This window comes from Roseibium sp. (assembly GCF_965232425.1).
Lineage (GTDB): Bacteria > Pseudomonadota > Alphaproteobacteria > Rhizobiales > Stappiaceae > Roseibium.
Map to the genome: position 1 here is coordinate 4,901,121 of NZ_OZ246971.1, position 13,354 is coordinate 4,914,474.

Annotated in this window: 13 protein-coding genes; 6 read left to right on the forward strand and 7 right to left on the reverse strand. The window is 61.0% G+C overall.

From position 1 onward, the window contains the following. Positions 1–37 precede the first annotated feature (37 nt). Together ACO08A_RS22275 and ACO08A_RS22280 are read left to right on the forward strand one after the other, a co-directional pair. Entirely contained in the window at positions 38–376 is a 339-nt protein-coding gene (locus ACO08A_RS22275; RefSeq protein ID WP_422038122.1) for a hypothetical protein, read from the forward strand. A 111-nt stretch (positions 377–487) separates the two neighbouring features. After that, complete coding sequence (locus tag ACO08A_RS22280) at positions 488–766, forward strand: phosphopantetheine-binding protein (protein ID WP_422038123.1); 279 nt, start codon at positions 488–490, stop codon at positions 764–766. Between the two features lie 296 nt (positions 767–1,062). Here the strand turns inward: ACO08A_RS22280 and ACO08A_RS22285 are convergent, their stop codons facing one another. Both ACO08A_RS22285 and ACO08A_RS22290 read right to left on the reverse strand, forming a co-directional pair. Next, positions 1,063–2,880 (reverse strand): adenylate/guanylate cyclase domain-containing protein, encoded by a 1,818-nt coding sequence (locus ACO08A_RS22285; protein WP_422038124.1) that lies wholly within the window; start codon positions 2,878–2,880, stop codon positions 1,063–1,065. 172 nt (positions 2,881–3,052) lie between these two features. Next, positions 3,053–4,636: a SulP family inorganic anion transporter gene (locus ACO08A_RS22290; protein WP_422038125.1), complete on the reverse strand. Its 1,584-nt coding sequence runs from the start codon at positions 4,634–4,636 to the stop codon at positions 3,053–3,055. Positions 4,637–4,904: 268 nt separating this feature from the next. Here ACO08A_RS22290 and ACO08A_RS22295 point away from each other — a divergent pair, with 268 nt between their 5' ends. Together ACO08A_RS22295 and ACO08A_RS22300 are read left to right on the forward strand one after the other, a co-directional pair. After that, entirely contained in the window at positions 4,905–6,083 is a 1,179-nt protein-coding gene (locus tag ACO08A_RS22295; RefSeq protein WP_422038126.1) for an aminotransferase, read from the forward strand. Between the two features lie 36 nt (positions 6,084–6,119). Continuing rightward, entirely contained in the window at positions 6,120–7,148 is a 1,029-nt protein-coding gene (locus ACO08A_RS22300; RefSeq protein ID WP_422038127.1) for an asparaginase, read from the forward strand. A gap of 19 nt (positions 7,149–7,167) precedes the next feature. Here the strand turns inward: ACO08A_RS22300 and ACO08A_RS22305 are convergent, their stop codons facing one another. Beyond that, on the reverse strand, positions 7,168–7,566 hold the full coding sequence (locus ACO08A_RS22305) for a GNAT family N-acetyltransferase (RefSeq protein ID WP_422038128.1): 399 nt from the start codon (positions 7,564–7,566) through the stop codon (positions 7,168–7,170). 64 nt (positions 7,567–7,630) lie between these two features. On the opposite strand from ACO08A_RS22305, the gene ACO08A_RS22310 reads away from it, so the two are divergent. Further along, a complete protein-coding gene (locus tag ACO08A_RS22310; protein WP_422038129.1) occupies positions 7,631–8,437 on the forward strand; it encodes a dimethylarginine dimethylaminohydrolase family protein in 807 nt (268 codons plus the stop codon). Between the two features lie 3 nt (positions 8,438–8,440). Here ACO08A_RS22310 and ACO08A_RS22315 read toward each other — a convergent pair whose 3' ends face one another. Together ACO08A_RS22315 and ACO08A_RS22320 are read right to left on the reverse strand one after the other, a co-directional pair. After that, complete coding sequence (locus tag ACO08A_RS22315; protein WP_422038130.1) at positions 8,441–9,811, reverse strand: TIGR03808 family TAT-translocated repetitive protein; 1,371 nt, start codon at positions 9,809–9,811, stop codon at positions 8,441–8,443. Between the two features lie 204 nt (positions 9,812–10,015). Continuing rightward, positions 10,016–10,489 (reverse strand): YHS domain-containing (seleno)protein, encoded by a 474-nt coding sequence (locus tag ACO08A_RS22320; RefSeq protein WP_421983629.1) that lies wholly within the window; start codon positions 10,487–10,489, stop codon positions 10,016–10,018. A gap of 222 nt (positions 10,490–10,711) precedes the next feature. On the opposite strand from ACO08A_RS22320, the gene ACO08A_RS22325 reads away from it, so the two are divergent. Continuing rightward, positions 10,712–11,314, forward strand: coding sequence for a TetR/AcrR family transcriptional regulator (locus ACO08A_RS22325; protein WP_422038132.1), 603 nt, complete (start codon positions 10,712–10,714; stop codon positions 11,312–11,314). Positions 11,315–11,699: 385 nt separating this feature from the next. On the opposite strand, the gene ACO08A_RS22330 is transcribed toward ACO08A_RS22325, so the two are convergent. Together ACO08A_RS22330 and meaB are read right to left on the reverse strand one after the other, a co-directional pair. Beyond that, positions 11,700–12,308, reverse strand: coding sequence for a peptidase C15 (locus tag ACO08A_RS22330; protein ID WP_422038133.1), 609 nt, complete (start codon positions 12,306–12,308; stop codon positions 11,700–11,702). Beyond that, positions 12,305–13,303 carry a methylmalonyl Co-A mutase-associated GTPase MeaB gene (meaB, locus tag ACO08A_RS22335; protein WP_422038134.1) on the reverse strand — a complete coding sequence of 333 codons (999 nt, stop codon included), beginning with the start codon at positions 13,301–13,303 and terminating at the stop codon, positions 12,305–12,307. The genes ACO08A_RS22330 and meaB overlap by 4 nt, the downstream gene beginning before the upstream one ends. Between the last annotated feature and the right edge of the window lie 51 nt (positions 13,304–13,354).

The window sequence follows — 13,354 nt, forward strand, 5'->3', positions numbered from 1 at the left end:
GAAATTGCTTTCATCGAAACGAGGCGGGATTGGTATCATGACCTTCTTTATGGATCTGGGGTTGCTCCTTGCGGCCCTGACTGCTTTCTTCCTGAGCGTTCTCGGCTACTACCTGGTTTCCCGGTTGTTCCAGTCGAAACGGCGCCGCGGCCTTCTGGCCGGTGATGGCGCCGCGTTCCTGGCGGCCGGTGGACTGTTCGTGGCGTTCACGGCAAGTTTCATCGAAATCTTCGAATTCGCGTTCCGGCTTCCCTATCCGGCAATGATCGATCTGGGGATCGGGCTCGCGGCCGTGTTTCTCGCCTCTGCAGCCGCCCACCTTCTGGCAGCGAGGCTGTCGAAAGCGCAGGCGGGAAAAGGTGCGGCTGTAACCTGATAACGTCCATCGCCAAGATTTTACCGGCCCGGAGATTGCCCCTCTGCAACCTCGATGCTATTTTTGCGTGTCTCTTTTTATGTACGCACAAAAATATTCATTAGGGTCTAAATGTCGGAAATTTCTGAGAAAGTTAAGGCGGTAATCGCGCGGGATCTCAAACTCGCCGATTGGGTTATCACGCCGGATATCACATTGAGCAAGCTGGGTGCAGACAGCCTGGACGCCATCGGACTGATCATGGCGATCGAGCGCGAAATCGGCTGCTGTCTGCCCCGGGACACCTTTGCCGCAATCGAGAACCAGGACGGCGAGTGGACCTTCGGAGCGTTTGCGGGTGCAATCGAAAAATCGATCGGCTACGGGCAAGCGCGATCCTATTCCGGATAGGGGTTAGGGTGCGGACCCACAAATGCGACTGAAATGGCATGGGAATGGCGAGATCCCGTCAGGAAGGGTGTGCGGAGCGGGCTTCCTGCCCGGTCAAGCACGCTGACGCCACGGGGTGAAGCCATTTCCATGTCCTTCGGATTTGACCGGATTTCGCCTCCCCGGCGTCGCGAAAGGCTTGAAAATGAACCACATTTCCTGCGCTTCCGCTTCTTGAGGAGACGGAATCCGCCTCAAACCATTTCCGCCTCATTTATGGGTCCGTACCCTAGAGTATCCCGCAGCGCCGGCCATGTTCAATCCGGCAGAAGCCGGACGACGTCGATCGGCGCGCTCTTGCCCTTCACCATTTGCGGTCCGATGGGCTGCTGACGGATCCCGGTGCCGAGGCCGCGGGCGATCTCACCTGACGCGAGAATGATGACGTCTGCCTCCGGATCGATCTCCTTGCCGAGATTTTCAAGGCGCGCCGCGGCGTTCACCGTGTCGCCGATAACCGTGTAGTTGACGCGTCCGGGAGCGCCGATGTCGCCAACGATGAGCGGTCCCATGTGCAGGCCTATGCGGATACGCACCGGCGGTTCGTTGCGCCTGTTCCGCTCCACGTTGTCCGCGCGGATGGCTTCCGCCATGGCCAGCGCTGCACGGGCTGCGGGCTCTGCCGGATTATCCAGGTGATCAGGGGCCCCCCAGAACGCCATGACGCTGTCGCCGACATATTTGTCGATGGTTCCGTCCAGCCTGGTGATTTCCGCTCCGAGCAGGGACAGGTGGTGGTTGACGAAGGCCGCGGTTTCGCTTGCCGACAGGCCCTCCGAGACCGACGTGAACCCGGCGATGTCGGTAAAGAGAACGGCGACCTCGCGTTCTTCGGGAAGGACGTCCGCGCGCCCTTCGCTGAGGAGTTTCTGCACAAGGGTGCGCGGGACGTAGCGATTGAACGCCTTCAATCCAGCGACCATGGAGTTGAAACCACTGGATAGGTCGTCAAGCTCCCTGATGATGGAGGAGGGGAGCGGCTCCACACGGTCGAGGTTCAGATCGGCAACGTCCGTTGCCGCGGCGGCTGCCCTTCGAATGGGCTTGGCAATCCTGCGGGCGAGCATGATCGCGCCCAGAAGCGAGATCACGAGTAGTGCAAGGCCGACGGTGATGGCGACCAGAAGCTGCTGGAGCGGCTGGTCGAGATATTCGGCGGGGAAGTGAATGCCGATGCGCGCCGGCAATCCCTTGAGGTTGTCATTTTCGTGCTCGATGATGATGAAACGCTTGTCGCCGTCATTATCCAGGCCCGCGCGCAACTCCATGCCGTCCGGAATGTTGTAGTCCTTGTTGTCAACGATCTGCAGGCTGGAGAAATCCGACAGGAAAAAATCCGAGATCTGGCTGACATGCAGGAGCGGGGCTTCTTCGTTCAGTTCCTCGAAATGGTCTTCCAGCATGGGATGCGCGACGACCTCTTCCGATTTTTCCTTCATGAGGAACACGGTGATGTCGTCCGTCGAGATCGACCAGGTGATGTCCGAGATCCGTTCCAGCGACATGCCGATCAGGAAGCTGCCCCGATAGGTGTCTTCGGAATAAAAGGGATGTGTGTAGATGAAGTAGGTGTGTTTCCGGGTCGGCATGTAGAGCGGTTCGCTCCAGAACGGCTCCCGTCTGCCTGCCGCTTCCTTCAGGATCGGCGTGAGGCTGGGAATGTCGGCGGCCAGGTCCACGTCGCCGCCGAGAATTTCACCGTCGGCGTCGCCGCGATCAACGTCGACGCCCATCCCGCCGCTGTCGACCATGATCATGAACGAGACGCGGTCCTGCGGGGCCAGCGCGCCGTAGATGTATCCAACCAGATGCTCCGGATCATCGAACGAGAGCTCGCCGCTTTCCCAGCTGGCACGGGTATAATTCGCCGTCTCGGTCACGGCATGCAGCTGCTCGATGAAGGCGGCTTCCGAGGTGTCCATGCCCAGATCCACCAGGCTGCCACCCAGCTGCCGGATGACGCGCTCGGATGTCATGGCCTGAATGATCAGGATCGCGGCCGCGGTGATGACCACGAATGTCCCGATGACGGTTGCCAGGGTCGGCGTAATGAAGAGCTTGTTGCGCAACAGCACGGTGATTTCCCGATACACATTCAAGTGTTTCGTCAAATTAATAGCGCAAAATCGCCGCCGTGTTTGCCCGGAGGCGCGTTATCCGGGGGTATTGTTAAGAGGAAACACAGAAAAAGGCTCCGAAAGCATCGTCTTCCGGAGCCTTTCGATTTGGTTTGGCGGAAGATTTCCGTCAGGCAGACTTCGCCGGTTCCTCGAACGTCTGGCCGTAGTCGACCGCAATCTCGTAGTCCGGGTCTTCCAGAACCGAGACTTCGACCAGATTGCCCGCCTTGGCGAGGAGCTTCTTGCAGTCGGGTGACAGGTGACGCAGGTGCAGGCGCTTGCCGGCGGCTTCGTACTTGGACGCCAGCGCGTCGATTGCCTCAAGCCCGGAGTGATCGACGACGCGGCTGTCCATGAAGTCGACGACGACATCGTCCGGGTCGTTCTGCGGGCTGAACAGGTCCACGAAACCCGTGGTCGACCCGAAGAAGAGGGGGCCTGACAGGCGATAGACCTTCCAGCCTTCCTTGCTCGTGCCGATGCGTGCGCTGATGCGGCTTGCCGCGTTCCAGGCGTAGGCCAGCGCGGAAATGATCACGCCGACGACGACCGCGACCGCAAGGTCGGCATAGACGGTGACAGCGGTCACGATCACCATGACCAGCGCATCGGTCAGCGGGATCTTGTGAACGATCTTCAGACTTGCCCAGGCGAAGGTGCCGATAACGACCATGAACATGACGCCGACAAGGGCCGCGACCGGGATCTGCTCGATGAGCGGGGAGGCAATGACGATGAAGGACAACAGGAACAGGGCGGCGGCAATACCGGAAATGCGGGTTCTTGCGCCGGATTTCACGTTGATCATCGATTGCCCGATCATCGCGCAGCCGCCCATGCCGCCGAAAAAGCCGGTGACGATATTGGCAGACCCCTGTGCGACACACTCCTTGGACGCGCCGCCCTTGGTGTTGGTGAGGTCGGCGACAAGGTTGAGCGTCAGCAGCGACTCGATCAGGCCGATGGCGGCCAGGATCACCGCGTAGGGGAGAATGATCTGCAGGGTTTCAAGTGTCAGCGGGACCATCGGAATGTGGAATTCGGGCAGTCCGCCGGCAATCGAGGCAAGATCACCGACCGAGCGCGTGTCGAGGTTGAAGCCGAGCACGAGGCCCGAGACAACCAGAATGCCGGCAAGCGGCGCCGGGAATGCCGTCGTGATCTTGGGCAGCAGCCAGATCACCGCCATGGTCAGTGCCACAAGGCCGAGCATGAGAACGAGCTGGGAGCCGCCCATCCATGTCAGGCCGCCAGCGCCGTCGGGAACCTTGAACTGCCCGAGCTGGGCCAGGAAGATCACGATTGCAAGGCCGTTGACGAAGCCGAGCATGACCGGGTGCGGGACCATGCGGATGAACTTGCCCCACTTGAGAACGCCGACGCCGATCTGCAGAATCCCCATCAGGACAACGGTCGCGAACAGGTATTCGACACCGTGCTGGGCAACGAGCGACACCATGACGACGGCGAGTGCGCCGGTCGCGCCTGAGATCATGCCCGGACGTCCGCCGATACAGGCGGTGATCAGTCCGACGAAGAAGGCCGCGTAAAGGCCGACGAGTGGATTGACGCCCGCCACGAAGGCAAAGGCAACGGCTTCCGGCACGAGCGCCAGTGCAACCGTCAGACCCGCAAGCAATTCGGTTTTGATGCGCGAGGCATCCAGTTTGGTCGATTGTACAGGCACAGCGGCCCCGGCACGTGCTGTCAAGACGGGCTCCAGTCGGTTTTGTTCGGTGAGACGGTCGCCCAGCCGGACTGGGACACAATTACTGACCTAAATCAATTCAGGTCTTTCTAATCGATTTGTTGCAATGCAGCAAGAGCGGCGATGAATGGCTGCCATGCAGGAAACGGCGGCTGCGGCGAATTTCTGCGCCAAAGTGAGTCAAATGACACGCGGTTCAAGGTGGAAGGAAAGTGCTCGACTGTCGTTCGATGGAAGACTAGAACCATGCGAAACAAGGTCTGGAGACGTCATGAAATCGACCAATCCGGTTTTCACCGGTATCGAAACAACCATTTTCGAAACCATGTCCCGGCTTGCGATGGCTCATAATGCCGTCAACCTGGGGCAGGGGTTTCCAGATGTCGACGGACCGCAGGATATCCGCGAAGAGGCGGCCCGGTCGCTTGTCGAGGGGCCGAACCAGTATCCGCCGATGCTGGGATTGCCGGAGCTGCGGGAAGCGGTTGCCGAAGCCAACAGCCGCTTTTACGGACTGGACATAGATCCGAAGAGCGAGGTGATCGTGACGTCCGGCGCGACCGAAGCGCTTGCGGACTGCATCATGGCGCTGGTGTCGCCGGGTGACGAGGTGGTTCTGATCGAACCGCTATATGACTGTTACCTGCCGATGGTCCGGCGCGCGGGCGGCGTGCCGGTGCGGGTTCGCGTCAGTCCGCCTTCCTGGACGCTGGACGAACAGGCGCTCCGTGCCGCGTTTTCGGACAAGACCAAAGCCATCCTCATCAACAATCCGATGAACCCGACGGCAAAGGTGTTTTCAGAGGCGGAACTGCAGCTCATCTGTGATCTGTGCCGGGAACATGATGCCTACGCGATCTGTGACGAGGTCTATGAACACCTTGTCTTCGATGGTGCCGTGCATCGTCCGCTGATGACGTTCGAGGGTATGCGCGAGCGAACGGTGCGGATCGGATCGGCCGGCAAGACGTTTTCGCTGACCGGCTGGAAGGTCGGATACATTACCGGACCGGCCGCGCTGCTCGACCCGATCGGCAAGGCGCACCAGTGGGTCACTTTCACGACACCGCCGAACCTGCAGCGCGCTGTCGCCTACGGCTTACGCAAGGATGACAGCTATTACCAGGGCCTGGCCCTCGACCTGGCACAGAAACGGGACCGGATGGCCAAGGGTCTTGAGGCGATCGGCTTCACGGTGCTGCCTTGCGCAGCCACCTATTTTCTGACCTGCGGTTTCGAAAGGCTCGGGCTCGGCGCCACGGATGTGGAGGCTTGCCAGAGACTTGTGACGGAGGCCGGGGTCGCCGCAGTTCCGGTGTCGGCGTTTTACGGAGGCAACGCGCCGACGGGATTTGTCCGGTTCTGCTTCTGCAAGCAGGACTGGGTCATCGACGAAGCGCTGGCGCGGCTTTCAGCTTTTTTGACTGCAGCCCGCAGCGAATCCGCTTAAGTCTTGGAGTATCAATAGGTCAGCATGAGAAACTCCATGGAAAATCCGGCGCTTGTGGACGTGACGCGCGGCAGCCTCACGGAGAGCGTTCATCGCGGCTCCGTTGCGATTGCCGACGCGCAGGGCAAACTCGTTTGCGGGATCGGCGATATCGAGGCGCGGGTCTACCCGCGCTCGGCCATCAAGGCGCTGCAGGCGTTGCCACTCGTGGAGTCCGGGGCGGCCGAAGCGCTGGACCTGACGGATGCGGAACTGTCACTGGCGTGCGCCTCGCATAACGGCGAAGAAGTCCACGCCAATGCCGCCCGCGTCATGCTCCTAAAGGCCGGGCTGACCGAAGATGACCTGGAATGCGGTCCGCAGTGGCCGCAACGCATGGAAGATGCGGCAAAACTGATCCTGTCGGATGAAACACCGTGCGGGCTCCACAACAACTGTTCCGGCAAGCATGCCGGTTTTCTCGGGCTTGCCAGGATCATGGGCGTCGAGACACAGGGCTATATCGATCCGTCCCATCCCGTGCAGCGCGAAGTCCGTCGTGCCATGGAGCAGATGACCGGAGAAACGCTCACGGAAGATGTGTGCGGCGTCGACGGCTGTTCCATCCCCACCTACGCGTCACCGTTGAAGAGCTTCGCCGGGGCTTTTGCCTCGTTCGGGACCGGTGAAGGGCTGGAACCCTTGCGCGCGGACGCAGCGCGGCAGATTTACGATGCCTGTATCAACGAACCCTACATGGTCGCCGGTGCAGGGCGCTTCTGCACCAGGGTCATGGAGGGCTTCAGGGGACGGGTCTTCGTCAAGACCGGCGCGGAGGGCGTCTTTTGCGCGGCCATTCCCGAACTCGGCTTCGGAGTGGCGCTGAAGTGCGACGATGGGGCGACACGGGCAGCCGAAGTCATGATGGCCACCGTCCTGGAAGCGCTGCTGGATCTCAACGAGGACGAAGCCGTTCTGCTGGATGGTCTCGTCAATCCGCCGGTCCTGACACGGCGCGGTGCACAGGCTGGGCACATCAAGCCCAGACCGGATTTCCTTGATGAACTGAAGGCTGCGCTCCCTTGAAAAGAGCTCGGATCAAAGACTAAAGGTCCTTGTTCATGAGTATCTTGTTTCCGTTTCTTGATGTTACACTCCAGCCCAGGTGCCGGTAGAGATCAACATTTTCCGGGATGCCGGCATGCGTTGCCAGGGCAATGCCGGTTGCCCCGCCCCGGAGGGCGCGGTCTTCAACGGCTTCCAGCAGGATCCTGCCGATGCCCTTGCCCTTGAAATCCGGGTCGACGGCTATGTTGACGAGATGTGCGCTTGCGCCGTCGATGCTCACAACAGCGCAGCCGGCAACGTCGTCTTCTATCGCGACAACGAGCACGATCCGTTCCGTGATCTCCTGCTCCAGTCCGCCGGAGACATCGGGGAGATCCGGCAAACGCGCTTTCAGGGGGGCATAGGCGCGATCCAGGCACTGTTTTAGCTGCAGCACGTCCGCTAAGTTCGCCTCTCTGATGACTGTTTCAGGCCCACTCATTTTTCACCGGAGTAGTTTCATGGCGCATCGGCCAGGGTTGTCCCATCGCTTCACGCACGCGATTGCGCGCACACCGTCCAACAGTGTTTCAAAAGGAATCCGGGCGGTCGACAGCGGCGATCCGGATGCCGAAACGTTCCGCCGGGAGCATGGCCTTTATGTCAAGGCGCTGCAAGGGGCCGGGCTGACGGTCGATGTGCTGCCGCCGCTGGAGGCGTTTCCCGACAGTTGTTTTGTCGAAGACCCCGCGTTCTGTCTGCCGGAGGGGGCAATCCGGCTGCGTCCGGGCACTCAAAGCCGTGAGGCGGAAGGTGCAGCGATCAGGTCGGCACTTGAAAACCGGTTCGACACGGTCGTCGATCTGCCCGGGCAGGGTTGCGTCGACGGCGGCGATATCCTGATGCTGGATGATGTCATACTGATCGGTCTGTCTGCCCGCACCAACCGCGCGGGAGCAGAGGCCTTTGCAGGTGTTCTTGCGAATTGGGGATACATGGCGGAGGTCTGCGAAACGCCGGACGGGGTGCTGCATTTCAAGACCGCCTGCTCGACGCTCGGCGACGACGTCATTCTGGCGACCCGGGTCATGGCCGAAAGCGGGTTCTTCGGTGACCGGAAAACGGTGGTCGTTGCGGATGGCGAGGACTACGCCGCCAACGTGATCCGCGTGAACGATGCCGTGCTGGTGCCGGAAGGCTATCCGCAGACGCACGCCGCCATTCAGGCTGCAGGTTTCAAGACGGTGCTGTTGCCGACCCACGAAGCGCGCAAGATCGACGGCGGGCTGTCCTGCCTGTCACTCCGCTTTGCCTTGCCCGGAGGATGATCGTCAGGCGCTGACCTGGTTGCCCGTCACCGTGAGATTGGCGTAGCGGGAAGTGTCATTGAGTTCGCCGGTTGCCGGTTCAAGCCAGCGATAGCCCTTGATGGCACCGCTTTTCGAGCCCTGCACGATGTTGTTGGTGATGGCGGCGGCACCGGCGCCATCGACCACGGTGACCGCAATACCGGTGCCGCAGTCGCGCAGAATGTTCTGGGATGCCGCAATGTTGCGCATGTAGGGTCCCCAGCCGAGCAGCATCCCGAAACGCGGGGCACCTTCGATGACGTTGCCGGTCAGGGTGGTGTCGGCTTCGGCAGCGATGCCGATGCCAAAACCGGAAACCTCGGGCGGGTAGGGTCCGACTTCGGAAATGTTGCGGATGAGATTGCCGGAGCAGACCGAAAGACGGCCGCCATCCATGAAATTGGCAATCGAGATGCCTGTCGTCCCGCCATCAACGATATTGTTGGCGATGATCGCGCCCTGGAAGTTGAATTCCGAATAGATCGCGCACTCGCCGGACCTGAGGCACGAATTGCCCTGAATCTGAACGTTCGACCCGGTGTTCGAGCGGATCGCGGAGAAGGCACAATCCGTGATGCGGTTGTTTGAAATCAGCACGCCGCTGGCGCGGAACACGTTGATGCCGTTGCCGAACTGGCCCGTGCCGCCATAGCGCGCGCCGATGCGTTCGATCCGGTTCCCCGAAACAATTGTTCCGTCTTCGCCTTCGCGCCAGCGATGGATCCAGATGCCGCCATTGGCGCAGTCGGTGACCGTGTTGCCGGTGATTGCAAGACCGTCGGCTTCGTTTGAGCGGATGCCGGCTTCAGCGGCCCCGTAAACCCGCGAGTTCTCGACCCGTCCCGAACATCTGTCGAGAACAAGGCCCATTTTCGACGATCCGGCAATGTCGCAATTGTCGATCGCTAGGTTGCGGACGCCGACGAAATGCAGCAGGCCCTCGGTAAAATCGCCGATCGAGCGGTTCGCGCCGTCGAATGTCAGGCCCTGAAGGCCGATATTGCTGACACCCTCGGCCCGTATCAGCTGTCCTCCGCCGCCCTGGTAGACGAGGCGGGTTCTTCCGGGAACACCGACGATCAGCGTTCCGGACGGTAATCTGAGATTGGCGACCGGATAGGTGCCTGCCGGCAGAAACAGGGCTCTGCCGCGTTCGACGGCCCGATTCACGGCATTCTGGAACTGGACCGTCTGATCGTCCGATGCATTGGGAACGAGACCGAGGTCAGCCGAATCGATCGATCCGCGCAGATCAGCGATGTTCATCTGTGCCGCAGCGGCTGTCCCGGAAAGGCACAGGGCTGTCCCGGCAAGAAACATCCTGCGGCTCGGATTTGAAAGTTCGCGTGTCATTTGCAATGCCACCTGCTGAAAGCGTCCCGGGATGGGATGCGGATCGGGGTTTCACCCGATAATCAGCAAGGGCCGTGCCGGATCGCCCGAAATGCGCTGGAATCCCGCGTTCGCGCTTGCGACAGGAATGCCGGGGCGACCAAAAAAACCGGCCGGGAAAAATCCCGGCCGGTCTGGATCGATCCGTGAGGGGCAGAGGACCGATCAGAGTTCGCTCGGGTCGGTGTTTTCGATCTGGGTCCAGTTGTCGTCAGCGGACTTCACGAAACCCGGGATGTCCTTGTTCCAGCGCTCCTGGATGCTCTGGGACAGGTTCAGGTAGAGCTTGCCGTCGACGATCTTCCAGAGATCGGGATCGCCATCGACCTTGACGCCCATCGCGGTGCCGAATGCGCAGAAGCCGCCATAGGCCGGGAGGTACTTTTCCGGGTTCTGCTTGAACAGGTCGCGGTTTTCCTCCGATACGAAGCGGTAGGTCGCACCGTTGTGGACTTCGGTGATGGAGAAGTCGCCATCCTGCGGAGCGCCATTGGTGAAGTAGGAGACGGGATCGACGCCGCGCAGCGCCAGGCCGGTGACGGTTGCGTTGACATCGAAGCCGGCGGCAAAGGCGCTGGAGACGAGACCGGAGACGACAACAAGCGCAGCGACGGAGCCGCGGATCAGGTTCTTAAACATATCAAAACTCCCAGAAGTCTGCCTGAATTCAGGCATTGAATGCGGACCGGCAAGGCGCGTTTGCTCTGAAGGGACTTTTTCGGTACCATTCGGTTCCTAATAAGGCAGAGGTGCCCAACGCCGTGCCGGTGACTTGAAGATAGAGTTAGGAACCAATCGGTACAAAACACAAGCGTGTGAGGTTCCGGTGAAGTGTTCGTGAGTGCCGTTCGAGGATGACAAATGGCAAGACCGCGTGAATTCGATGCCGACGAGGCCATGGACAAGGCGATGGTCCTTTTCTGGGATGTCGGCTATGAAGAAGCTTCGCTCACGGAACTGCTCGCGGCCATGGAGATCACCAAGGGGTCTTTCTACAAGGCCTTTCAGGACAAGCAGTCGATCTACCTGGCCACGCTGGACCGCTACAACGACAAGGTCATCAGCGGCACGGTGGGCTACCTTACCAATCCAGCGGAGGGCTCAGGGCGGGCGCGCATTCTCGGTCTCTTCGCAAAAGTGGCACAGGCGGTGGAGCAGGATGGCGATCGACTCGGCTGTTTCCTCTGTAATGCACTGATCGACAAGGCAGCGGAAGGGGGAGAAGCGGAAGACAAGCTGCAAGCCATGGTTCACCGCCTGGAAAACGCCTTCTACAGGGCGCTGCAAGACGATGCTCAGCTTCAGGAAGGGGATGCCCGCGAGACGGCGAGGGGGATCCTCTCCGCCTATTTCGGCCTCAGGGTGCTGGGCCGCGCCGGTCTTTCCAGGGAGATGGCGGCCGACTGCATCCGGCAGGTCGAATGGTTGCTTGAGCGGGGGAGCCAAAGGGGCGAAACGCTGTAGGCGGCAACGGTGCCCGCGGCCCATCCTTCGAGACAGCGCTGCCGCGCTTCCTCAGGATGAGGTGCCCAAGGTGGATGACTTCTCCCGCGGTTGTTCTTTCAAATACCCTCATCCTGAGGAGGGCCAAAAGGTCCGTTTTTCCGTTCGTCATTCCGGCCAAGCGCAAGCGCGAGCCGGGATCGGGGGAGCAGCGACCCGTCGGTGTTTCGGTTGCCCATCGCCAATCAAGGGCTCTCCGGCCCCGCATCTCACGGTGTTCGTCCGGGGTGACGAAGAAGGGGTTTGTTGGTCTCCACCATCTTCGTCATCCCGGACTTGATCCGGGATCCAATCCACTTCGGCGCAAACCGGCATGTGATGGTAAATCGCAGTGAGAGGTACGCGTCTACTTCAATCGCCGCGCCGTTTCCTGCAGCAATCTCACGGCGGCTTCCTCGATGACAGGGTAGGAGGGCCTGCGATCGAACCTGCCTTTGGGCAGGGCGGGGACGTGGATGAAGATGCTCGGAATGCCGGAGCCGATGGAATCCCACAATGTCGCGTTACAAAGGTAGGTGCCCGCATCCGTCGACAGGTTTGCAGGCGCGCCTGCGGTCCTGGCCGCGTCGCGGAGGGCGCGGGCCGGGAGGCCTGACGCTCTTGCCCGTTCACTGGCTCCGCCAAGCTCCGGCTTCGCCAATGACACGCCGGCAGCATCCGGACGGACGCGTGTGGCGCGATTGACGGCGCGGGTCTCGATATTCATCGTCCGCCTTGTGCCGTCGACACCGAAATGGACAATGGCGTCGGGGCGGATCTCCCGGCGCAATCCGGATGTCACTTCCTGGCGGCCGGCCCAAGTGGTCGGCAGCACCTTGAAGACAAATTCGATGCCGAACTGATGCTTGCCCAGCCGCCTTGGCAGGCGCGCCATGAGTTGCCGGGTCGGGTTCACCGGGGCACCCGGAAAAGGGGAAAAGCCCGTGACCAAGATGGTCTTCCTGGTGTTCTTCATTCCTTCAAACCCATAAGTGCGGACAATTCGTCGACTGCGAGAGACACAGCGGTTGTCCCGTTCCGCACGCTGTCCTCCAGTGTTTTCAGGCGATCGGCGGTCTTCCTGTTGGTTCGAAGCGCGTCCATCATGCGCTGCTGCAGCATATCCCACATCCAGGCAACCTGTTGGCGGCTGCGTTTTTCCTGCCATTCGCCGCTTGCCCGCATGCGTTCGCCATAGAGTTCAACCTGCTGCCAGAGCTTGTCGAGGCCTTCGTTGGCGAGCCCGGAAACCGTGATGACCGGCGGCGTCCAGTTGGGGGATTTCGGCGCCAGAATATGCAGCGCAGCACGGTAGTCCGAGGCAGCGGAGCGCGCCCGCAAGGCGCCGTCACCGTCAGCCTTGTTGACGGCGATCATGTCGGCGATTTCCAGAACACCTTTCTTGATGCCCTGCAATTCATCGCCCGCGCCCGGAAGCATGAGCACGAGAAAGAAGTCCACCATGTCGGCGACCGTCGTTTCCGACTGGCCTATGCCGACGGTCTCGACCAGGATCACGTCGAAGCCAGCTGCTTCGCACAACAGCATTGTCTCGCGTGTCTTTGCGGCGACACCGCCCAGGGTCCCGGCCGACGGTGAGGGGCGGATATAGGCATTCCGGTCGACGGCAAGCCGCGCCATGCGCGTCTTGTCGCCCAGGATCGACCCGCCCGTGCGGGTGGAGGAGGGATCGACGGCAAGCACCGCAACCTTATGACCCGCGCCTGTGAGGTTGGAGCCGAGCGTATCGATGGTCGTCGATTTGCCGACGCCGGGCACACCCGTGATCCCCACCCGCAAGGCCCCGCCCGTCGATGGCAGCACGGCCTGGATCAGCTGGTGGGCCATGTGGCGGTGCTCCGCCTTCTTCGATTCCACGAGGGTGATCGCGCGCGCCAGTGCCGCGCGTTTGCCCGCTTGCAAATCCGCTGCCAGGGCTTCGGGATCGATCAGTTTTGCCTTTGCTGTCATGCCCAAGCCTTAAACCAGCTCAGTTGAAAGGTCACGGTCCCTTTTTGGCGA